General features: G+C 58.4%; 20 protein-coding genes. 5 read left to right on the forward strand and 15 right to left on the reverse strand.

What is annotated here, in order from left to right; all coding sequences use genetic code 11:
• Positions 1 to 107: 107 nt before the first annotated feature.
• From JF535_RS16770 to JF535_RS12230, 13 genes are all read right to left on the reverse strand, one after another.
• Positions 108 to 386, reverse strand: a complete 279-nt coding sequence (locus tag JF535_RS16770) for a hypothetical protein (protein ID WP_340674198.1) — start codon at positions 384 to 386, stop codon at positions 108 to 110.
• 1,268 nt (positions 387 to 1,654) lie between these two features.
• Positions 1,655 to 2,719 (reverse strand): hydrogenase expression/formation protein HypE, encoded by a 1,065-nt coding sequence (gene hypE, locus JF535_RS12175; RefSeq protein ID WP_242523814.1) that lies wholly within the window; start codon positions 2,717 to 2,719, stop codon positions 1,655 to 1,657.
• Positions 2,709 to 3,866 (reverse strand): hydrogenase formation protein HypD, encoded by a 1,158-nt coding sequence (gene hypD / locus JF535_RS12180; RefSeq protein ID WP_207002450.1) that lies wholly within the window; start codon positions 3,864 to 3,866, stop codon positions 2,709 to 2,711. Before hypD ends, hypE begins: the two co-directional genes overlap by 11 nt.
• Before the next feature lie 13 nt (positions 3,867 to 3,879).
• Positions 3,880 to 4,155 carry a HypC/HybG/HupF family hydrogenase formation chaperone gene (locus JF535_RS12185; RefSeq protein ID WP_207002452.1) on the reverse strand — a complete coding sequence of 92 codons (276 nt, stop codon included), beginning with the start codon at positions 4,153 to 4,155 and terminating at the stop codon, positions 3,880 to 3,882.
• A gap of 34 nt (positions 4,156 to 4,189) precedes the next feature.
• Positions 4,190 to 6,601 carry a carbamoyltransferase HypF gene (gene hypF / locus JF535_RS12190; RefSeq protein WP_207002454.1) on the reverse strand — a complete coding sequence of 804 codons (2,412 nt, stop codon included), beginning with the start codon at positions 6,599 to 6,601 and terminating at the stop codon, positions 4,190 to 4,192.
• Positions 6,582 to 6,863: a hydrogenase/urease maturation nickel metallochaperone HypA gene (locus JF535_RS12195; protein WP_207002456.1), complete on the reverse strand. Its 282-nt coding sequence runs from the start codon at positions 6,861 to 6,863 to the stop codon at positions 6,582 to 6,584. The genes hypF and JF535_RS12195 overlap by 20 nt, the downstream gene beginning before the upstream one ends.
• Positions 6,863 to 7,330 (reverse strand): hydrogenase maturation protease, encoded by a 468-nt coding sequence (locus JF535_RS12200; RefSeq protein WP_207002458.1) that lies wholly within the window; start codon positions 7,328 to 7,330, stop codon positions 6,863 to 6,865. Before JF535_RS12200 ends, JF535_RS12195 begins: the two co-directional genes overlap by 1 nt.
• Positions 7,327 to 8,643, reverse strand: a complete 1,317-nt coding sequence (locus tag JF535_RS12205; protein WP_207002460.1) for a Ni/Fe hydrogenase subunit alpha — start codon at positions 8,641 to 8,643, stop codon at positions 7,327 to 7,329. The genes JF535_RS12200 and JF535_RS12205 overlap by 4 nt, the downstream gene beginning before the upstream one ends.
• Positions 8,636 to 9,451: an NADH-quinone oxidoreductase subunit B family protein gene (locus JF535_RS12210; protein ID WP_207002463.1), complete on the reverse strand. Its 816-nt coding sequence runs from the start codon at positions 9,449 to 9,451 to the stop codon at positions 8,636 to 8,638. Before JF535_RS12210 ends, JF535_RS12205 begins: the two co-directional genes overlap by 8 nt.
• On the reverse strand, positions 9,427 to 10,236 hold the full coding sequence (locus JF535_RS12215) for an FAD/NAD(P)-binding protein (RefSeq protein WP_207002465.1): 810 nt from the start codon (positions 10,234 to 10,236) through the stop codon (positions 9,427 to 9,429). The genes JF535_RS12210 and JF535_RS12215 overlap by 25 nt, the downstream gene beginning before the upstream one ends.
• Entirely contained in the window at positions 10,233 to 10,715 is a 483-nt protein-coding gene (locus tag JF535_RS12220; protein WP_207002467.1) for a cyclic nucleotide-binding domain-containing protein, read from the reverse strand. Before JF535_RS12220 ends, JF535_RS12215 begins: the two co-directional genes overlap by 4 nt.
• A complete protein-coding gene (locus JF535_RS12225) occupies positions 10,712 to 11,839 on the reverse strand; it encodes a 4Fe-4S dicluster domain-containing protein (RefSeq protein WP_207002469.1) in 1,128 nt (375 codons plus the stop codon). Before JF535_RS12225 ends, JF535_RS12220 begins: the two co-directional genes overlap by 4 nt.
• Before the next feature lie 141 nt (positions 11,840 to 11,980).
• A complete protein-coding gene (locus JF535_RS12230; RefSeq protein ID WP_207002471.1) occupies positions 11,981 to 14,668 on the reverse strand; it encodes a cation-translocating P-type ATPase in 2,688 nt (895 codons plus the stop codon).
• 236 nt (positions 14,669 to 14,904) lie between these two features.
• On the opposite strand from JF535_RS12230, the gene JF535_RS12235 reads away from it, so the two are divergent.
• From JF535_RS12235 to JF535_RS12255, 5 genes are all read left to right on the forward strand, one after another.
• A complete protein-coding gene (locus JF535_RS12235) occupies positions 14,905 to 16,044 on the forward strand; it encodes a glutaredoxin family protein (RefSeq protein WP_207002473.1) in 1,140 nt (379 codons plus the stop codon).
• 44 nt (positions 16,045 to 16,088) lie between these two features.
• Positions 16,089 to 16,805: an ABC transporter ATP-binding protein gene (locus JF535_RS12240; protein WP_207002475.1), complete on the forward strand. Its 717-nt coding sequence runs from the start codon at positions 16,089 to 16,091 to the stop codon at positions 16,803 to 16,805.
• Between the two features lie 6 nt (positions 16,806 to 16,811).
• Entirely contained in the window at positions 16,812 to 19,208 is a 2,397-nt protein-coding gene (locus JF535_RS12245) for an FtsX-like permease family protein (protein ID WP_207002477.1), read from the forward strand.
• 83 nt (positions 19,209 to 19,291) lie between these two features.
• Positions 19,292 to 20,518 (forward strand): efflux RND transporter periplasmic adaptor subunit, encoded by a 1,227-nt coding sequence (locus JF535_RS12250; RefSeq protein WP_207002479.1) that lies wholly within the window; start codon positions 19,292 to 19,294, stop codon positions 20,516 to 20,518.
• 266 nt (positions 20,519 to 20,784) lie between these two features.
• The gene (locus JF535_RS12255; RefSeq protein ID WP_207002481.1) at positions 20,785 to 21,648 is read left to right on the forward strand and encodes a mechanosensitive ion channel family protein; all 864 of its coding nucleotides are present in this window, start codon (positions 20,785 to 20,787) and stop codon (positions 21,646 to 21,648) included.
• 22 nt (positions 21,649 to 21,670) lie between these two features.
• Here the strand turns inward: JF535_RS12255 and JF535_RS12260 are convergent, their stop codons facing one another.
• Positions 21,671 to 21,874 (reverse strand): zf-HC2 domain-containing protein, encoded by a 204-nt coding sequence (locus tag JF535_RS12260; RefSeq protein WP_242523815.1) that lies wholly within the window; start codon positions 21,872 to 21,874, stop codon positions 21,671 to 21,673.
• Positions 21,874 to 22,599 carry an RNA polymerase factor sigma-70 gene (locus tag JF535_RS12265; RefSeq protein ID WP_207002485.1) on the reverse strand — a complete coding sequence of 242 codons (726 nt, stop codon included), beginning with the start codon at positions 22,597 to 22,599 and terminating at the stop codon, positions 21,874 to 21,876. Before JF535_RS12265 ends, JF535_RS12260 begins: the two co-directional genes overlap by 1 nt.
• Positions 22,600 to 22,882: the final 283 nt, after the last annotated feature.

Here is a 22,882-nt window from a genome sequence, read left to right on the forward strand (position 1 = left end):
GGTAAATCTGCTGTACGCCCAACCAAATGAGGAAAATTCTTCAAGTAAATCGGTAAAATTCCAAGTAAATCGGTAAATTGGGAATACACACACTATTTGTGATGATACTACGCCTCCTGCTCGTTATGGCCGCTAATTCGGCTTAACGCGTCCGAGATCTCTTCCTCAGGGGGCTCTTCATAGATAATTGTCGTAGAAGGACTTACATGGCCCGCAATCTTCTGGGCCACCTTTACTGACTTCTTTTGATTATGAATCACATTGGTAATCAGTGCCCGTCTACCACTATGAGAACTAGCCTTCTCAATCCCAGCCCAGTCTCTCAACATCAGTGCTATATGTTCCTGGAGCGTATTTGGTGAATAGGCTCCACCTTTTTGACTCACGAACAACGGATCAGTGGGTTTGGCTGCAGGATTCTTTTCGAGGCGCAATGTCAGATTTTGCTTCGGAGATCCCTCAATTCGGTATCAACTAGGGGCAAGTCTCGTGATTTACCACGATGCGTCTTTACTGGTGGGTAAAAGGCTTCAGGATCAACTTGGGCACCAGCCTTAGCCAATGCCACGATTTGAGCCACTACCTGATCAAAAGCCTTTCTATCAAAACTGATAGTTTTGCGCTGGTATTTGGTGTTCGAGCGCCCATTGGATCGGCACCTTTTGTGTAGGCTGCTGGCAACGCCATCACATCGTAAAGCTGGAATTCCCTTGCTAGCGCGCTTCATTGCGATTTCAAATCTTCAATCATCTTGTTTGCAGGATGATTAATGCTCTGTGAAAAAGACCCATATGAGACAAATAGAAACACTGAAAACATGAAAATGCGAAACAGTTTTATTGCACTCATTTCAGCTCCAAATTTATTAGTCATTTAAAAATACAGTGAAAATATTATTTTTTGCTATTTGCTATTTGCTATTTGCTATTTGCTTTACGGATATCAATTCAAAGGTATCCTGATTGAAATCTAAAATGGTCATGTTGAGCATTATGAGTCTTTTTGCTTTCCTGTCGGCGAATGTCTGGCAGTATATGTAAACTCTGCATGTCTCCCCTGACAGGAATGGCCCTTCAACTCTTATTGGCCCATTATTGGTTAGGCAATAGCTTTCGCCCGTAGAATCTAGCTCTGCTACCGTCAAACGAACTTGTTTAAAAATCTTTTCGGTCTCTACTTCACTCGCATTACATTTTGATAACCGTGAGAGATCCGGTATCTGAGCTATTGCAAGCACGCTAAAAAGAAGTAGAAGCAAAGCACCTACCGGCCACAAAAGATTAACCCTTACTAAATCGCAATTGATCAATTGTCTCATCGGAATCACATTGTTACTACGCTGAGCGACAAGCTTACATATCTATCCTGTCACACAGCAGCTCCCCTGATGTTTTAGAGCCTTTCGGGTATGCATAGATGACGTGTCGCACATTTACGCAAAAACGTGTCGCACATTTACGCAAAAACATGTACACCCAATTTCCACTTTTTATTGAAATACCTGCCACAGTGATTGAACCACAACTTTGCGTATCCATTTTCCAGATTTCCTTGAAAAGAGATTTAATTTTCCTATGCAAATCAATAGATTAGCTGGAACCTGTTTTCCAATTCTTCTTGAGCGGCCAGGCGCCCACACCTAGTTTGTCCTGGCTCAGCAGATTCTTGGCAGCTGCTCACCGGGTAACCGGCACAGTAGCCGTTCGCTGCCTAGCGCGTTGCTGAGTATGACGTCCGCGGTGCCTGCGTCGTCAACGAGACCAATGACCTCACCAATGACCCGACTCCCGGCGGATACATCAAAGGCCTGCAGAATCTCAAGCGCGGCCTGTTGTTGATTTGCCGGTACAAACAGCAGAAAGCGACCTTCATTAGCCACGTACATAGGGTCAAGGCCAAGCAATTCGCAGGCGCCTTGCACACACTCGGTAACCGGGATCTGGTCTTCGTGTACCTGCATCTGCATATGGGATGACTCGGCCAGTTCCACCAGCGCCGTTGCCAATCCACCGCGCGTCAGGTCGCGCAGGCAATGCACATCGATTGCAGCGGCCAAAAGTGCCATGACGGGATCGCACAGTGGCGCGCAGTCACTGTGCAGCGGGTTTTCAAAGTCGAGACCTTCCCGTGCTGCCATCACCGCCATGCCGTGTCGGCCAATATCACCGGACAGAATGATCGCATCCGATGCCGCGATCTGACGGGGGTGGATTGGCTGTGGTGCCGCGAGCACACCGATTCCTGAGGTATTGATGTACACGCCATCGCCCTTGCCTTTCTCCACCACTTTGGTGTCACCGGTGACCAGTTGTACGCCGACTTCCGCTGCCGCTCGGCCCATGGACTGCATGATGCGCGCAAGCTGTTTTAGCGGCAGCCCCTCCTCCAGAATCAGCCCGCAACTGAGGTACTTTGGTCGGGCGCCGCTCATGGCCAGATCGTTGACGGTGCCGTACACCGCCAGCGTTCCAATATTGCCGCCGGGAAAAAACAGGGGAGACACCACAAAAGAGTCGGTGGTAAATACCAGCCTGGAACCATCCAAGGGCAGGGTCGCGCTGTCGTGGCCCTGCTGAATCCAGCGATTATCAATGTACGGGAATACAAAGTTCTGCAGTAAACGCTCGGTCAGCTCTCCACCACTGCCGTGACCAAGGCGGACCATCTCTTCCGAGTCCGTGGCCAGTGTCTCCATTGGCAACGGGCACTCAATGTTCATTGGGCAGCTCCTGTTTTTCATACTGTGACCGGGCTGGCTTTCGATTTGCGTATCGACTTGCATATCGACTTGCATATCGATAATAGGCCGCACACGGGCCTTCGCTGGACACCATGGGGGCACCGAGCGGACTTTGCGGGCGACAGGCCTTGCCAAAGTGCGGGCAATCATCCGGTTTGCTTCGCCCCTGCATGATCTGCCCGCTGATACAGCCACGGGAATCGTCCCGACCCGTTGTCACGCGGGGAAATCGTTGGTTCGCATCAAACGCGGAATATTGCGGGCGCAGGCGCAAGCCGCTGCCGGCGATTTCCCCCACACCGCGCCAGTGCTGGGGCGAGATTTCGAAGACCCGCTGCAGCATTTCCCGCGCGGGCCTGTTGCCCTCACGGGGTACGGCGCGGGCGTATTGGTTTTGTACGTCACAAGTGCCCTGCTCCAGCTGGCGCACACACATAAGAACACCCTCGAGAATATCCAGCGGCTCAAATCCGGTAACCACAATGGGGCGACGGATGCGCTGTGCCAGTGGCTGGTAGGCTTCAAAACCGGTAATTGCACACACGTGTCCGGCGGCGAGAAACCCCTGCACACGGGTGTCCCCATCGGCGCAGATCGTTTCGATGGCCGGCGGCACCAGAAACTGGGAGACGAGTAGCGAAAAGTTACCGAGCCCTTTTCGCTGCGCCTGAAACACGGCCATGGCGTTTGCCGGTGCGGTGGTTTCAAAGCCGATGGCAAAAAACACCACCTGGCGGTCCGGGTGTACCTGCGCCAGTGCCAGGGCATCCATGGGTGAATATACGGTGCGCACGTCACCGCCGGCGGCTTTCACGCTCAGCAGGTCACTGTGGCTGCCGGGCACCCGCAACATATCGCCGAATGAGCAGAAGATTACTTCCGGTCGTGCAGCAATGGCGATGGCCTGATCAATAATCGCCAGTGAGGTGACGCACACCGGGCAACCGGGGCCATGCAACAGTTCAATTTCAGGGGGCAGCAGCTGTTGCAGCCCGTATTTGGCGATCGCGTGGGTCTGGCCGCCGCACACTTCCATAAGCGCCCAGGGCCGCGTGGTAATACGCTGTATTTCCGCAGAAATCTTCTCAACACTGGCGCGCTCGCGATATTCCGTCAAATACTGCATTGCACCCTCCGAATTACACAGGTTTCCATGGGGACGCCTCGCGGTTTGACTCAAGATCCTGGAGATCGCCGAGCTCTTCAAGATAGCGAAATATCCGGCGGGCTTCCTGTTCGTTTACCACGCTGATGGCAAAGCCCACGTGCACAATTACGTAGTCGCCAACATTTGCTGAGGGCACATAGGCGAGGTTGATTTCCTTGCGGATACCGCCAAATCGGACCCGCGCGCTGCGCTCAAGCGGTGCGCCGTTCAGTATTTCTTCGACGAGGCCCGGGATTCCCAGACACATGGTCAGGTGCCCTCTTGTTGTTCGCGGCGCATGGTCACGTTTCCTGGCCGGCGTGTTCACTGTGCGCCGTACGCTGCTGCCCGACCTGCTGCATGCAGCGCGCATAGTAGATTTGCCCCACCGCGATGCCGCCATCATTGGGCGGGATCTTGTGATGGCAATGCACGTCAAATCCAGCCGCACGCAATAGCCGGGTTGTGGTCTCCAGCAGACGTTTATTTTGAAAAGCGCCCCCGGACAAAAACACGCACTGCTCGCCAAGGGCTGTGGCTACCGATACGGCCATCTGCGCCAGCGTATTGTGAAAGGCGGTGGCCATCCAGGGGACGGGCCGCCCTTCCCTCAAATCTTTTTGTAATGCGCTTAACAATGGCTCCCAGTCCAGTGTCCAGTGACTCTGCGCCTGCCGCAGCACAAACGGATAGCCCGCGCGGTGATGGCAGTCCTGCGCTGCGTGTTCCACCGCCATTGCCCCCTGCCCTTCAAACGTCGACCGTTGCACCAAACCGAAAAGTGCCGATACCGCATCAAACAAACGACCAATACTGGAGCACACCGGGGTATTGAGTTTTCGTACAAGAATACGTTCGAGGTTGAATAGCGAACCGGGGCTGAATGTTGCCGTCAGCCTTGCCCGGGACTCGCTGACCGGCCACAGCGCGCTGCTACCGAAACACGCAAATAACAGCCCGGCCAAGGCAAGTCGTGGCTGGCGCATGGCTTGCTCGCCACCGGGCAGCGGAAATTCCCGCAGGCTGGCCACGCGCCTGACCTGCGCGCCACCGTCCCAGTGCAGAAACTCACTGCCGCGCAGTACGCCGTCGTCACCGTATCCGGTGCCATCCCAGCAGATGCCCAGTGCGGCACCCTTGTGCCCATGCTCTGCCAGACAGGAAAAAAAATGGGCGACATGATGTGGCACACGCCGGAGCTCGCTGTGGTGTCTCTTATTGTTTTGATTTTTGTTGTGTTGGCTCTCGTTGTGTTGGCTCTCGCACCAGCGCGTCGAGAAAAAGCCCGGGTGCTGGTCACAGATGATTTGTCCCCACGGGCGAGTATTCCCATTGCCCAGGTACAGCTCGGCCAACTCAGCAATAGTCCGTGTAAAGTGCCCCATGGTGACACGGTCTTCGAGGTCGCCGATATGCTGGCTGGTGAGCACCGTATTCCCCCGAGTGATGGCCACGCTGTTTTTCAGGTCGGCGCCCACGGCGAGCAGCGTTGTCGCGTTCGCCGGTGAACCCGGCAGTACCAGCGGACGCGGCACGTAGCCGCGCGCGCGGCGCAACAATACCGGCTGGCTATCCATTACTCGGGTGACGGAGTCATCCAGTGGCCGCAGTATGCGTCGATTGTGTAGTAGAAGTCCGTCTGCGATTTGTCCCAGCCTTTGCAACGCCTCTGTATCGTCGATACAGATGGGTTCTCCGGCGAGATTGCCGCTGGTGGCAACCAGTGGCTGCTGCAGATCGTGCATCAGCAGGTGATGTAACGGCGAGCTGGGCAACATCACGCCCAGGTTGGGATTGTCCGGTGAGACTTGAGGTGCAATCTTGCCCCGTGCCGCCCCTCTGCTGCGCAAAATAACGATGGGGCGCTCCGCAGCGAGCAACAGCCTTTCTTCCTGCGCTGATACAAAGCAATCCCGGTGTACGCTTGCCAGATCGGGATACAGCAGGGCAAAAGGTTTGTGTGGGCGCTGCTTCCTCTGGCGCAGCAGCGCAATGGCTGCATCGCCAGCGGCGCGGGCCATCAACTGGAAACCCCCGATGTTCTTGATGGCAATGATCTTGCCACCGCGAATGTCCTCCGCTGCGCGGCGCAATGCCGCCTCCCCATGGGCAAGCCCTGTACCATCGGCAGCACAGAAGTGAAGCTGTGGACCACAGCTTGGGCAGGCCGTGGGTTCCGCGTGAAAACGCCGGTTGTCAGGGTCTTTGTATTCCGCCAGGCAGTCTGCACAGAGTGGAAAAGCCTGCATGGCTGTGTGCGCGCGATCGTATGGTAATCGCTCGACGATACTGAAACGGGGGCCGCACTGGGTGCAATTAATAAACGGGTAGCGGTAACGGCGATTGCCCGGCTCAAACAATTCCTGCACACACGATTCGCACGGGGCCAGGTCCGGCAAGATGAGTGCGGATTGCGCACCGCCAGCATCGCTCTCGCGGATTATAAAACCGCGTGCGTTTTGCACTGGAATGGCTTCGCAGGTCAGCGAGTGGATTTCCGCATGCGCGGGCAATGTGTGGGAAAGAAGCTTCTGAAACTGGTGCAACAGGTGTGCCGGGCCCTGCACTTCCACGCACACCCCTGCGCGGTCATTGGCCACCCAACCGCTTAGCGCAAAACGCTGCGCGAGACGAAACACAAACGGCCGGAAGCCGACTCCCTGAACAATGCCAGTGAGTTGCAGCCTGTGTCGCTCAGGGCGCGCTTTGTTCATCGTTTGCCCGGAATTCGAGGCTCTCGAGGATGATGTCCTGCGCCTCGGGGTGGTGAATATCAGACTGCTCTTCAATAACGAGCCGCAAACCTTGCAGCGCCGTGCCCTGGGTTTCCTGGGTAAAGTGGTCGCGCAGGTGGTCTGCCGAAATATGCGCAAGAGCGCCTAATCTGAGCTTGGCTGCCAGCACCGTGGCATTCTCTTCCGCCGCCAGCCCTTGAATCTTGTCCACCAGATTGCGGATAAGGGATTGTTCGTGCATTACACACCTCCTGTGTGCAGACTCAGTTTTTCAAGAATTTCACGCTCCACCTGCCGCGCGGCATCCTCCACCGCCGCCGAAAGGCTGGCGTTCGGGGAAAAGTCCTCGCCACAAATGGCATAGAGGTCCAGTCGTTCCGGCAGCGCATCCAGCGCCCCTGCCAATGCCAGGGCTTCGCCCAGATTCAGGCCGTGGCTGGAGGTGCGGCACAGTGTGGGGGGAATCTCTTCGGCCAGGCCGTTCAAACGCAGTATGGCACCGGTGGCTTGATCTTCAGCCTGAAGCGCGTCGATCAGACATACCCGCCGCTGGCGCCATTCATCGAGAAGGCTGGTCATATCGCCGTTGTTTTCGATACAGGGCGTGCTGGATGGAAGCCGGCTGCGCAGGCGGTCGATCACATAGGGGCCGACGCTGTCGTCCCCGCGGAAGCGATTGCCGACGCCGATAATGGTCCAGCCGCTCATGGCGCTGCCCCCACAGGATCCAGGTGCAGTTTGAGGAAGTGGGTGGAGCAGGAGATACACGGGTCGTAGTTGCGGATCGCCTGTTCACAGTGCGCCTGCAGGTCGTCCGCGGCCAGATGCATGAACTGCGGCAGCATCAGGCGCAGGTCGTCCTCAATGGTTTTCTGGTTTTGCGATGTAGGAGCGACGATTTTGGCATTGCTGATCTTGCCGGCGGCATCGATCTGGTAACGATGGTAAAGGAGACCGCGCGGGGCCTCGGTAACCGCGCAGCCCTCAGCGGGACGGGGTTCTGTTTCTTCAAACGGGCGCTCAGGTGCGCAATAGTGGTCGATGATGCGCAAGGCCTCATCAAACGCATAGAGCACTTCCAGGCTGCGCACCACAATGCTCTGAAACGGGTTCGCACAAAACGGCGGGAAGCCCACCTCTCGAGCCACCTGCTGCACCAGTGGAGACAGCCGTGAGTAATTCAGGTTGTAGCGCGCCATAGGCCCAACGAAATAGGCCCCACGCCCTACGCGCTCGCTGTGCAGCGCGGTACTGTGTTTCACATGGGTTTCACGAAAATGCTGATCGTAGTCGCTGACGGGTATATCCAGGCCCTGCGTAGAGCGAATACGTCCGCGATTCATGGGATATTCATCCGGGTCTGACAGCGCAACAAACTCATAGGCGTCGTCCGCAGATCGTTCAAACTGCGGAAAGCACAGCGCTGCCGCCCAGCGTACGGTGGCAATGGCGATGTCGCGTGCCGGCAGCAAAGTTTCCCGCAGCGCGGCCAACTCGGTGGCGGTGGGCAACCGATAGAATCCCCCCACCCGTACATTGATCGGGTGGACTTCACGTCCGCCCAGTAGCCGCACGATTGCGTTGCCTGCCTTTTTCATTTGCAGGCCATCCTGCACCCGTTGCGGATGGTCCTTGGCCATGGCCACACCACTGGGGTAGCCGAGAAAATCCGGCGCGTGCAGCATGTAGATATGCAGTGTATGGCTCTCGATCCATTCTCCGCAGTACATCAAGCGGCGCAGGGCATGTAATTCTGCCGACAGAACCAGCTCAAGAGCATTCTCCATCGCGTGTACCGCACTCATCTGATAGGCGACGGGACAGATCCCGCAGATACGCGCGGTAATGTCCGGTGCCTCCCGGTAATCCCGTCCACACATGAACCCTTCAAAAAAGCGCGGTGGCTCAAATATCTTGAGCTGTACATCGTGCACATGCTGGTCGTCGTAGCGGATGTACAGTGCGCCCTCCCCTTCGACCCGGGCGAGGTAGTCAACCTTGACGGTCTTATGCTTACTCATCCCGGGGCTCCCGGCTGCGGCTCGCGGCCTCGAAATCCGGTGCCGCCGCGTTGAAGTTGCGCAGGTTCTCGATCACCGTGACCCTGTCCGCCCCCAGCTCGGTCTCCCACCAGTGGCACAGGGAGGTGGTGTTGCTGTTTTCCTTCGGGCCGTAGCAGCCATAGCAGCTGCGGTGGTAGCTGGGGCAGATTGCACCACAGCCCGCCTGAGTCACCGGCCCCATGCAGGGAGTGCCGTGGGCCACCCAAACACAGACGTTGCCGCGCTGTTTGCACTCGATACACACCGAGTGTGCCGGGACCTGCGGCGGACGACGGTGTAGAAACGCGCTGATAACCTCGAGCAACTGGTGTTTATTGATCGGGCAGCCATTCAGCTCAAAATCCACCGGCACATGGCTGCTCACCGGGGTCGATGTTTTGAGGGTGTCGATATACTCGGGCTGGGCATACACCGCAGAAATAAAATTGTCGACGTTGGCGAAATTGCGCAGCGCCTGGATTCCGCCCGCGGTGGCACAGGCGCCAATGGCGATCAGTGCGCGAGATTGGGCACGAATGTCGCGAATACGTCGCTGCTCTTCCGGCGTGGTAATGGAACCCTCGACCAGGGAAAGGTCGTAGGGGCCAGGCAGCTGGGTGCTGGAGGCCTCCATGAAATAGGCAATTTCGATGGTGTCCGCGAGGGCCAGCAGCTCGTCCTCGCAATCGAGCAGACTCAACTGGCAACCATCGCAGGAAGTAAACTTCCAGACCGCCAGCGTTGGCTTGCGTGTGCCCTTCCCTAAAGTGCGCGAATCTTGAACCAAGGTCTCACACTCCCGTAATTGAATACCGGCCCATCCTTGCACACGAACTGCGGGCCCCACTGGCAGTGGCCGCAGTGTCCGGTGGCACACTTCATATTACGCTCCATCGACAGGTAAATGCGCGATTCCGGCAGGCCCTTGGCCAGCAGGGTCTGCACGCAGAAACGCATCATGACCTCGGGTCCGCAGAGGAAGACGATGGTGTTGTCAGCATCGATGCTACTGGCCGCCAGCGGCCCGGTAATCACCCCGACCGCGCCATGCCATTCGTCATCTGCCTGGTCTACGGTGAGTACTGCCGCGATTTGTGTTTGCCAATGGCGCAGTTCGTCGGTGTAGAGCATTTCCTGTGGCCCCCGGGCACCATAAAACAGGCGCAGGCTGCGGCAGGGCTGAGCGCCCGAGAGCAGGCTGTAGATCGCCGGGCGCAGTGGCGCCAGACCCAGGCCGCCGGCGATGATCAGCACATGTTTGTCTGCGACTTCCTGCATCGGCCACCCCTGGCCGAATGGGCCACGAACCCCCAGTTCATCTCCCGCGCGCAGGCGCTCCAGCGACTGCGTTGCCAATCCATGGGCGCGTATCGTATGCACGTAAGTGCCGGAATCTTCCACCTTGCCGCTCATGGATATCGGCACTTCCCCGCTGCCAAAGGCATACAGCATGTTGAATTGGCCGGGCGCAAAACTCGCCAGCGGTTTGCCCCCCTTGTGCTCAATGTGCAGGGTAAAAGTGCCCGCATACTCTTCACTGCGGCGCACCACCCGGAATGCCTCCGGAATCATTGGTCGCCTGCGAGGGGCGGACGTTGCTGCCCGTAGACGTCCATCAACTGTACCCGCGTTGCCCGTACACGGTCGCTGATGATCTGGGCGAAGCGCTTCATCAGCTGATACCCCAGAGCAGGATCGGCCTCGCATTTTTCCCGCAGGCATTTCCCATCGAGCCGTATCGCATGTACTTCGTCCATGGCCTTGGCATCAAACGTCCACAGATAGGGAGGGAACAGCCATGACCAGCCGAAGATGTCGCCGCTGTTCAAGGTTTGCAGACAGAGCGCGCCGTGGTTCGGCACAAAGCATTCCACCGCGACCTGCCCGTCCCGTATCACATAAAACTGATCCGCCGGCGCATTTTCACGGGCAATGTATTCACCGGCGTTGTAAATATGGTTTGCGCCGCAGTTGGCAACAATATCAAGCTGGTTCGCATCCATGCCGCTAAAGAATGGGTGCTCGTGCAACAGTTGGGACATACTTTTCATGGTTTTTCCATCTCCCGTAGCGTGTGTATCTCTTCCGTGAAATCGATGCCCACCGGGCACCAGGTGATACAACGGCCGCAACCCACACAGCCCGAAGTGCCAAATTGATCGTGCCAGGTGGCCAGCTTGTGGGTCATCCACTGGCGGTATCGGCTTTTTGTATCCGGTCGCACGGAGCCACCACTGATATAGCTGAACTCCCCGGTAAAGCAGGAATCCCAGCGCTCCCAGCGCTCTGCGTGCTCACCACTGAGGTCTGTGCTGTCTTCAACCGTGGAGCAGAAGCAGGTGGGGCAAGCCATGGTGCAGTTGGCACAGGACAGACAGCGGTCTGCAACTTGCTCCCACAGCGGACTGTCATAGTTGCGATACAGCAGGTCCTTGACGTCAGCGCTATTAAACTGGCGAGGCCCGCTCTCCATCTTTTGTACAGCACCGCGCACAGCGCTCTCTTCTGCGTTGCGTTGTGCTTCCGTGGCGGGTGTCAGCGGCAGGTCGCCGAGAATGTCGCGGCCTTGTTGCGAGCCGCTCCCGATGAGGAAGTAGTGTTCGCCATCACCGATCACCTCGGTCATGGTGAGATCCGCGGGTAACGTCACCCTCGGGCCGGTGTTCATCGCGGTGCAGAAACAGGTGGCCGCGGGCGCAGTGCAATTGACGGCGATCAGCAGCGCGTTGTCCCGTCGTTCGCTGTAACTTTCGTTTTGGAATGATCCGCCGGAGAATACTCGGTCCTGAATTTCGATGGCGTGCAGTTCACAGCTGCGCACGCCAAGAAAGGCCACGCGCGGTGCGACGTCTATGACTTCCACAAAGTTCAGGTCGCCATCCGATTGCCGGGCCTGCCACACCTGGCGTCGCGGCAACTGCAGGAACTGTTTCCATGCGCCCGCGCCTACGGCATAGGCGAAATAGGCTGGCGTGTTATTGCGCAACAGGCGGTAGTGGCCTTTTTCCTGCTGGTCCGAGCAACCCTGCGGTAGATCCGCGCTGGTGTGAATTTCTCCATAGGTGATGGCCCCGTCTTTGACGGTTGGACCGATTACCTTGTGCCCGCGCGCGCGGATGGCCTGGATAAGTAACTCCAGATCCTCTGCCCGTAGTACGTGATCTTGTACCGTCACATGGCCCCCAGCGGAAAGGTCTGCGCGCGTAGTCCGCCGTTTGCGTGGCTGGACTAATGTAGGCACACCAATTATTTACTCAGAGTGTAGGAACCATCGGTCACTCTTGAGAGGAAATAGATGACAATGTGCCTGCGATGGCTAACGCCAGCTGCGGGTAAAACGTAGCAGCAGCTCCATCGCCAGCACTTGCAGTAGCGCAATCGCCAGCAATGCGGTCCACTGCACGGCACTGACCGGTGATACACCGAGCACTTCCTGCATCAAGGGTGAATACAGGCAAAGGATGTGGATGCCCTGCGCAGCCAGGGTGCCCAGCAACAAAATCGGGTTCGAAAAAAATGGCTGACGAAAAATTGAACGGTGCTCTGACCGGCTATTGAATACCTGTACATTTTCAAACAGCACCATTAACAACAGGACACTGTTGCGCGCCGCCTCCACCTCCCAACCGTGCTGTAGCAGCCAGTAAAAACTGGTGAACGCAAGCCCGCCCATCACTACGCCCGACACCAGCACACGACGTAGCATCACGGGATTGAACAGGGGTTCCTGCGGCGGCCGTGGCGGTCGTCGCATTTCATCGCCTTCACCCGGCTCCAGGGCGAGCCCCACATTCTGAATACTGTTGGTGACCAGGTTCAGCCACAGCAGTTGCACCGCCGTCAGCGGCAGTGGCATGCCGAAAATCGTGCTGAGAATAAACAACACCACTTCGGCTGCGCCGGTAGAAATCAGGAAGAAGATCACCTTGCGGATATTTCGGTAGGCAATCCGCCCCTCCTCGATACCCGCCACCACCGAGGCGAAGTTATCATCGGTCAACAGAACGTCAGCGGATTCTTTCGCCACTTCCGTGCCCTGCTCCCCCATGGCCACACCCACGTGCGCGCTGCTTAGTGCCGGTGCGTCATTCACGCCGTCGCCGGTCACTGCCACAAACTGCCCCTGATGCTGTAGCGACTGGACGATGGTGAGTTTCTGTTCCGGCGACACCCGCGCGTAAACCCGCGTATCTGCGGTGAGCGCATCCAGTGCCCCTGCTCCCTGTGCCTCCGCCCGCGCCAGCTCTACGCCGGTCACTGGTTTGTCTTCGCTGTCCGCCAGGCTCAATTCCTGCGCGATGGAGAGCGCCGTGCGCGGATGATCGCCGGTGACCATACACACATGAATACCGGCGGCCCGGCACTGGGCGATTGCGGCCGCAGCCTCCGGGCGCAAGGGATCGAACATGCCTACCAGTCCCAGCAGACATAGCCCGCGCAGGTTTTCCGGGACAAAGTGATCGGCCGCGCCGCCCTCCCCATCGGCAAATGCCAGCACCCGTGCGCCCTGCTCGGCAAGGCGTGCCATCGCCGATAGCGCCAGGTCTGTATCCAATGGTCGATCACCATCGATTGTGGCCATGCGCTCGCACATGGGCAGCAGTTTCTCCAGCGCGCCTTTGACGCAAATCAACGTACCTTGCCCCTGAGCTTTGGAATGCAGTGTCGCGGCAAAGCCGAGCGCGGGTTCGTAGTGTATCTGTGCCTGCTGCGGCCACTGCGCTTCGAGCGCGCGGCGCGTCAAACCCACCTTGTGCGCCATCACCAACAGGGCCTGATCCACCGCATCGCCACTGCTGTGCCACTCCCCATTGTCGAGTGGGCGTAACTCCGCTTCGTTACACAGCGCCGCCACCGTGGCAAGGCGTGTCACACGGGTATCGCCATGCTCGGGTAACTCCGCGGCTGAGGGCAATTTACCGCCATCAAGGGTGACGCTCACATCGTCACAGAACGCAATTTTGCGTGCCGTCAGGTGGTTCTCGGTCAGGGTGCCGGTCTTGTCCGTTGCGATCACGGTACAGGAGCCCAGGCTCTCAATCGCGACCAGCTTGCGCACAATCACATGGCGCTTGACCATGCGCCGTGTGCCGACCGAGAGCACCAGTGTCAGGGCCATCGGCAGGCCCTCGGGAATTGCCGACACCGCGAGGGCCACGGCCGTCATAAAGATCACCATTGGATCCGTGTTGCGGGCAATCTCTATCGCCGCCAAAACGGCGATGGCCACCAGTAGTGCAATGGTCAGCTTTTTACTGAAACGATCAATACGCTGGAACAGGGGTGGCGTGGCTGCCTGTGCGACTTCCATGGTCTGGCTGAGCTTGCCCATTTCGGTATGCAACCCCGTAGCGGTGACCAGCGCGCGGCCACGGCCGGCGGCAACCAGGGTGCCCGCATAGCAGAGGTTGATCCGCTCGGCGATCGGTGAGCGCGGGTCGCAGAGCAATTCGCTATTTTTGAACACCGGCAGGGACTCGCCGGTAAGTACCGATTCGTCCACTTCCAGGCCATCGGATTCCAGCAAGCGCATATCCGCGGGGACCCGGTCCCCCGAGCTGAGTAAAACCTGATCACCCGGTACCAGATTCTCCGCGGAGATTTCCGAAACCTCGCCATCGCGTACCACCCGTGTACGAATGACCATCAACCTGCGCAGGGCCTGGGCGCTGCGGTTGGCATGGCTTTCCTGCAGCGCGCCGATCAGTGCATTCAGCAGCAGAATCAACCCAATGAAAGAGGCATCCGCATACTTTCCGGCCACCAGTGATACCACCATCGCCGCCAGTAACACATAAATCAGTGGGCTGATGAATTGGCGGACGAACAGACGCAGGAATCCCGTCAGCCGCGGATGAGGCAGTGTGTTGGCACCGTATTGATCGAGGCGCAGGGAAGCTTCGGTATCACTCAACCCCGACCGTCCACTGTGCAGGCGAGTTGTGGCCTCCTCTGCGGTCAGGTGATGCCACGGATCCATGTGGTCGGAAGCGGAATTGCGCATTCTTTTGTTGTTAGCTGCGAGTGAAGGGCGGCAGAAACCATCCATTACCTGCAAAAATAGCAGCACCCGGGTCAACCATATTGTTTTGCGGCTTGAACAGGTGCCACTCCAACGTACATATCGGCAGGAGCTGCCACACCCCAGGCACGGAAATACCCTCCGTCACGGTGGCTCGCCCAGGGCGGCTATGGTTTGAATTTAACACTACATCGAATGATTCAAGTACAAGCCTGCCGATGAAAACCGTGACAATTGGATGGTTGTGGATCCTGGCAATCTTTCCGCTGCTGTTGGCAGAAGCGCGACTACCCCCAACGGTACCCGGAGATGCAACTGCATCGCCGACGAAGACGCTCGAGGTATTTGTGCGCGATGGCTGCCCCCACTGCGCTGATGCGAAAGCGTATCTGCCGCAATTGCAAACACGCTATCCAGACCTGCAGATCGTGTATCGCTCATTGGATACAGATCCGCGCGCGGCAGAAGATCTTGCCCGGCACTCCCGCCTTGTGGGTGAATGGCCACCGGGCGTACCCACCTTTGTGATTGAGGGGCGCGTTCTGGTGGGTTTTGTCAGTGGGGCACACACCGGGCCGGAACTGGACCGCCTGATCACGGGCGGTACTGCACGGCCGGAAGCGACTGCAAAAACCGGATTTCGCGGCCTCAGTGCAGAGCGGCTCGGGCTACCACTTTTCACCATCGCGCTCGGCCTCGTCGATGGTTTCAACCCCTGTGCAATGTGGGTGCTGTTATTTCTGCTATCTCTTCTGGTGCGACTAAGGGACCGACGTCGCATGGCATTGATTGCGGGGACATTTGTGTTCGTCAGTGGTGCCATCTACTACGCGTTTATGGCCGCCTGGCTCAACCTGTTTTTACTGGTAGGGTTCTCACACTGGCTGCGCTGGTTGCTGGCTGGCATTGCCGTGGTGATCGGTATCGTGAACTTGCGGGATTCTTTTGCTGGTAACCACGGCTATACCCTGGCCATTCCATCGTCCGCGAAACCGGGGATTTACGCGCGGGCACGCAAGGTGCTGCGCGCAGACAGGCTCATCGCTTCGATGATCGGTGTGGCGTTACTGGCGGTACTGGTGAATGTGATTGAATTGCTGTGTACCGCCGGCCTGCCGGCCATTTACACCGCGGTTCTCGCCCAGCAGGATCTTAGCGGCTCGGCCTATTATGGTTATCTGGGGCTGTATATTCTGGCCTACATTGCCGATGATGCGCTGATGGTCACTCTTGCAGTCATGGCCCTCGGTAGCGGCAAGTTATCCGCGCGCGGGGGACGCTGGCTTAAATGTATCAGCGGTGTGGTAATGCTGTTACTGGGCCTGACGATGCTGTTTTTCCCGCAAATACTGGTATAACTGTCGGGTAGTGCACTGGAATATTCCGAGAATCGGAGCCCTTAATGACCGACGACAAGTATCCAGCGATTCGCGCGGAAGGCCTCACCAAAACCTATGGGAGTGGCGAGTCCACGGTATACGCGCTGCGGGGGGTGAGCCTTTCCGTGTTGCGCGGCGAGATGGTCGTGCTGCTGGGCCCTTCGGGCAGTGGCAAATCCACCCTGCTGAATATCCTCGGGGGCCTCGACTCACCTTCTGCGGGCCAGGTATTTTTCGACCAGGACGAGTTGACCGGGTTCGATGATCGTCATCTGACGCAGTTCCGCCGCGAATATGTAGGCTTCGTCTTCCAGTTTTACAACCTGATCCCGAGCCTCACGGCACGGGAAAACGTCGCGCTGGTGACGGAAATCGCGCGGGAGCCGATGACGCCGGAGCAGGCCCTGGAACTGGTGGGGCTGGGCAAACGAATGGATCATTTCCCCGCGCAGCTGTCCGGTGGTGAGCAACAGCGAGTTGCCATTGCTCGCGCAATCGCAAAGCAGCCGCGCGTACTGTTGTGCGACGAGCCCACCGGTGCGTTGGACAGTAAAACCGGCATTGTCGTGCTTGAGGCCATCGCGCGGGTCAACCGCGAACTGGGCACCACCACTATGGTGATCACCCATAACGCGGCCATCGCGAACATGGCGGATCGAATCCTGACCATGGGAGACGGCCAGATACAGCGCACCGAACTCAATGCGCACCCCTGCGCGCCGGCAGAGCTCAGCTGGTAACGGTCGGTGATCGAGTTTCTGCAACCACTGGACCGCAAGCTCGCGCGCGACCTCTGGGCCATTAAGGGCCAGGCGTTGGCCATTGCGGTTGTGATTGGCTGCGGGATCGGCATGTACCTGATGTCGAAAGGTATGCTGGCGTCATTGGCCGATACCCGCGCGGCCTACTACGAACGCTACCGCTTTGCCGACGTGTGGGCGCCGGTGAAGCGTGCGCCGAATGCACAGCTGGCCCATATCACCGAGCTGCCCGGTGTACGGCGTGCGGAAACCCGTATCCGCGCCGGTGTGATTCTCGATGTCGCGGGCGCCGCCGCACCGATCATCGGCGAAATACAGTCCCTGCCCGTCATCCGCGGGCCCCATATCAACGACTTTGTGTTGCGTCGCGGGCGCTATCCCGATCCGGTACGCGAAGAAGAAGTGCTCGCGCTGGAGGCCTTTGCGGAGGCCCACAATCTGCAACCCGGTGATCACGTCCATGCGATCCTCAATGGTACCAAAAAACAACTGACCATCAGCGGTATTGCCCTGTCCCCGGAGTACGTCTACGCGATTTCGCCCGGTGAAATAGTGCCAGACAAGAAACGCTTCGGGGTGTTGTGGATGAACCGGGAGGCGCTCGCCAATGCCTTTGATCTGGACGGCGCATTCAATGAAGTGGTGCTGCTGACCTCGACCGGAGAACAGCAGGACGCACTGCTCGACCAGCTCGACTTGCTACTCAAACGCTATGGCGCCACCGGAGCCTACGGGCGGGATCAGCAGATTTCCGACCAGTTCCTCACCAATGAGATCGACCAGCTGGAAACCATGGGGCGCCTGTTGCCGCCCATCTTTTTATTGGTGGCCGCCTTTCTTCTGAATGTGGTCATTGGCCGGCTGGTAGATACCGAGCGGGAGCAGATCGGGCTGCTCAAGGCCTTCGGCTACAGCAACCGCACCGTTGCCCTGCACTACCTGAAAATGATCGGGGCCATTACCGCTCTGGGTATCGTGATCGGCATCGCGCTGGGCTTGTGGCTCGGGCACGGTCTGGCGCGCATGTACATGGATTACTTCAAGTTCCCGTTTCTTCTGTTTCGCGCGCCGCCCGATGTCTATCTGGCAGGTATCGGTTTCAGCGTGCTGGTTTCTGCCGCCGGTACCTTTACCGCCGTACGTAAGGTGGTGCGCCTGGACCCGGCGGTGGCGATGGTGCCGCCGCCGCCACCGGATTACAGCCGTTCCGGCCACTGGTTTGGCGCGCTCACCCACCGTCTCGAACGGGCGGCCCGCGGTATCGACCAGCCTTCGCGGATGATTCTGCGGCACCTTTATCGCTGGCCAAAGCGCGCGGCCATGACCTGTATCGGCATCGCTATGTCGATGGGGCTACTGATCGGCTCCAGCTTTTCCCTCGACGCGATGATGGTGATGGTGGACGTCAGCTTTAACGTGATTGATCGCCAGGATGTGACGGTCAACTTCGTCGAGCCGCGCAATATCCGCGCGGTCCAGGATGTGCTGCACGCCCCGGGGGCTCTGAGTGCTGAGCCCTTCCGTGCAATTCCCGCGGTATTGCGCAATGGCCCCCGCAACCGTCGCGAAGCGGTTATCGGGCTCACACCAGACGCGGAGTTGAGCCGCGTGGTGGATACCAATTTGAACCCTGTCCCGCTGCCGGACTTTGGCATCGTGCTGTCAGACAAACTGGCGGAGCTGCTGGATATCACGACCGGTGAGACCCTGCGGCTGGAGGTGCGTACCGGGCGGCGCCCCGAGGTCGATGTGGTAGTGAGCGGGATCGTGAAGACTTATATGGGCACCACCGCCTACATGGACCTTGCAGAAATGAACCGGATGATGCGCGACGACGCAGTAATTTCCGGCACCTACCTGCTTATTGACCCTGAACAGACCGATGCGTTTTACCGCGCACTCAAGAACACCCCGGTGGTCGCCGGGGTCAGTTTGCAGGAACAGGCGCAGGATGCGTTTTACGAAACACTGCAGGAAAGCCTCGGCACCTTTGTGTTTTTCAATACCCTGTTTGCAGGTCTGATCGCGCTTGGGGTGGTGTACAACAGCGCACGGATATCGCTCTCGGAACGGGGGCGGGAGCTCGCCAGCTTACGGGTGCTTGGACTGACCCGCGGGGAGGTTTCGTATATTCTGCTGGGAGAACTGGCATTACTTACGGTGTGCGCCCTGCCGTTGGGGGCGCTGCTGGGCTACCTGCTCGCCTGGACGCTGGTGCAGTCGTTCAGCACCGAACTGTTCCGAATTCCGTTGATCATCAGCCCTTCTACCTATGGGTATGCCGCGCTGGTGGTGCTGCTTTCGGCGCTGGCCTCGAGTCTGCTGGTGCACCGACGTATTCAGCAGCTTGACCTGATCGCGGTACTGAAAACCCGGGAGTAAGCTAGCGGTGCTTTGTAGCGGGACGGTAAAGAATCAGGCACCCGGCAAAAAAGTAGGACCAAGGGGGAAAACACAGAAGCGCTATGGGCCACAAACTGTTCAAACGTATCACCGGTCTGCTGATTGTACTCGGCCTGCTGGCGTTCTTTATCTACGCATTTTCCCCCAAACCGGTACCGGTCGATATGACCGAGGTCTCCCGCGGGCCCATGCAGGTTGCCGTTTCCGATGAGGGCTACACCCGGGTGCACGATGTGTTTGTGGTGTCGGCACCGGTCACCGGCTACCTGCTGCGCATACAGCGCGAAGTGGGCGATGCAGTAGAAACCGGCGCTACACCACTGGTGGAATTACTGCCCACACATCCGCAGTTCCTCGACGAGCGTGGGCGCAGCCAGGCGCAGGCGGCAATCCGCAGTGCCGAGGCGGCTCTGAAGCTTTCCAGTGCGGAGCGCCGAGATGCGGAAGCCCGGCTTAATTTTGCCCGCGCTGACGCCAGGCGCGCGCGCAAGCTGGGGACCAAGGGTCACATTTCTCAAGTGGAAGTCGAGCGCATTGAGCTGGCACTGGACAGCGCCGAGGCTGCCCGGGATACCGCCCGCGCCGCCGAAGGGGTAAGTCAGAGCGAGCTCGAAAATGCCCGTGCGGCCTTGATCGAGCCCCAGCCGGGGGCACCCTTGATGCGCAAGGAAAAGCTCGTCCAGGTTACCGCCCCGGTTTCCGGGCGTGTACTGCGGCTGCTGCAGGAAAGTGAGCGCGTGGTACCGGTGGGCACACCGCTGCTGGAAATCGGCAACCCCGCTGAACTGGAAATTGTCATCGATCTGCTCTCCCGGGATGCCGTGCGGGTGCAGCCGAGCGCACCGGTCAAGATCACCAACTGGGGGGGCGATGCGCCACTGCATGGGCGGGTGCGGCTTATCGAGCCCTTTGGGTTTACCAAGATCTCGGCACTAGGTATTGAAGAGCAGCGGGTCAATGTGATCGTGGATTTTGTGGACCCGAAAGACACCTGGTCGCGGCTGGGGCACGGTTACCGGGTGGACGCTGCCATTGAAACCTGGCGCGCTGACGATGTGGTACAGGTACCGACTGGCGCCCTCTTCCGCCACCAGAAATCCTGGGCATTGTTTCGGGTCATGGGTGGCCGCGCGGTGCGCACGGAAATAGAGGTTGGCCACAATAACGGGCAAATGGCCGAAGTACTGTCGGGGGTGACCCCCGGCGAAGTCGTCGTCCTCCACCCCAGTGAACGGATTGCGGACGGTGTGAAGGTGGTACGGCGCACGCAGCTAGGGTCGGCGTTGTAATATCAGGATAGTACCGCTCAGGATAGTACCGCTGTAGTATCGCGCCGCCGCTTCCGTTGGGTCCCCTGCCCCGGGGTTGATGCACAAAACAGGTCGCTCCCGGTTGCGGCAATTTCATCGACTCGGATACACTCCCGCCAAATTCCACCCGGGCCTGGTTCCGGCACGCCATAATTTTCAAACAGTCCGCCGTTCGGGATACCCTCACGCCAGCGCTAGGCGCGGGCGATAACGGCCACCACCTGCACCGCATTACCGAGCCCCCGATGAACACTGAAGTCTTGCACCAATTCCTCGAAAACAAACTGGCCTGGAGCCTGCTCCTCCTTGTGGTGGTGCTGGTGGTTCGTTACCTGCTGGCGACCCTGTTTCGCCGCTCCAGCTGGCAGCGGCAGGACATTCGCCGCCGGGTGCATATGGTGCACAACTTTGCCAACCTGGCCATCGTTATCGGCCTGTTTGCCATCTGGGTTTCCGAGCTGCGCGACTTTGCCTTGTCGATCGCTGCATTTTCCGTGGCGATTGTGATTGCTCTGCGGGATGTGGTGGCGTGTCTGGTGGGTGGGCTTTACCAGGCGAGCATGCGGTCGTTTACCATCGGCGACTGGGTGCGCATCGGCGACCAGTTCGGGGAGGTCATCGACAACAACTGGCTGAGTACCACGCTGTTGGAAATCGACCCGCACGGTCTCGGTAACGGATACACCGGCACCACCCTGTATGTGCCCAACAATGTGTTCTTTACCCAGCCGGTGAAGAACCTGAACTTTATGCGGCGCTATATCGAGCACACGTTTTCCATCGTGCGCGAGAGCAAGGGCAAAAATCCGTTCGACATCAAACCGTTTATTACCGAGCGGGTGCTGGAGCACTGCGAATCGTTCAAAGAGGTTGCCGAGCGCTACTGCAAATTGATCGAAAGCCGCATGGGGGTCGACCTGGCCGGCACCGAGCCCAAGATCAAAGTCAGCACCAGTGAGTTGGGCCACGATGTACTGACCATTACCCTGTTCTGTCCGCGAGAAGAGGCCTCAGAAATCGAACAGAAGGTTACCGAGGACTACTACCGGTTCTGGTACGGGGATGCCGACCAAAGCCTGACGCCCGCCGACGGTGCCAAGGCCGGGTGAAAATGCGGTTGCCTGTGTCGGTTCAGTGCGATTCTCGATCATCGGATGCGGGGTGCTCGCCTTTGGCGTAGTGCCTGGAAATCGTGCGCAGGGAATCCATCTGTGTCGAGAAGTTCCTGCAGGCTTTGCACATCATCAGGTGAAACCGCAGGCTGAACCTTTCTCGGCGACTCAGTGGGCGCTCCTGCTGCAGGGACAGTAGCTGCGTCGCCTGTTTACAATTCATCACTGGCGCTCTCCTTCTTTCGTTAGGCCGGTGTCGCTTTCTTTCCCGCTGGCCGGCGCCTGGAACCAGCTGTTTTCCAGGCACGCCCGCAAACGCAGCCGCGCGCGATACAGCAATACGTGAAGATTGCTGGTGGAAAGTTCCAACTGATTGCAGATCTCGTGGGACTCCAGCTCGATGAACTCGCGCATCATAAATACCCGTGCCTGTTTCTCGGGTAGCCCGTTCAGGCAAGCATCAAACACTCGCCAGAAGTGATCACTCTGGACACCACCTTGCGGACCACTCCAGCTGCTGGGGCGCTCGGCCCGGTGCCAGTGCCCATTGGCGTTGAACAGGCCATCCATCATTGCCTGATCCTGCTGCTCGGTGTCGCCCAGCTCGCTGGTGGCGATAACCCGCTGACGGTAGCGCAAGATGTCGGCAATCTTGTACTTGAGAATCGAGAAAACCCAGGTACGCAGGGCCGACTGGCGAGCGAACGAATCCGCATTCTTGAGCGCACCCGCGAGCGCCTCCTGTACCGCATCTTCCGCCTGGTGCTCATCGCGCAGCTGGAGCGTGGCGAAGCGGATCATCTGATTGCGTAACGCCTCCAGAAATTGCGGATCGGTAAGCGACTGGGCATCGGCAGCCTGGGCAACCCTGCCGGCAGAGTTTGCTGAACGGTCGGGCGCGGAACTACCGGGCGCAGAAGAACCGGGCACAGAAGAGTTGTCGGGCATCGTTTGTTGGCTCAGTCAATACGCAGCAATATCAATGCACGGCTCTAAGGCCGCATAGAGATGGCGACGATAAGGATGAGTCGATCGACTCGCGGGTTTCTTACAACCGGCTTGCCGTGGCTTACCTCATCGGATGCGGGCCATTAAAACCCAGACACTTTCCCACTGTAAACCGCGCAGGCAGCTGCGCCACCGAGCGTGCAAACAGCGGGCGCGCAGAGGTTGCGAACTGCCGGCACATCGTCAACCATAGAGCCAATACCGGATGCACCGGCTTCTCTTG

The organism is Microbulbifer salipaludis (assembly GCF_017303155.1).
Classification (GTDB): Bacteria; Pseudomonadota; Gammaproteobacteria; order Pseudomonadales; family Cellvibrionaceae; genus Microbulbifer; species Microbulbifer salipaludis.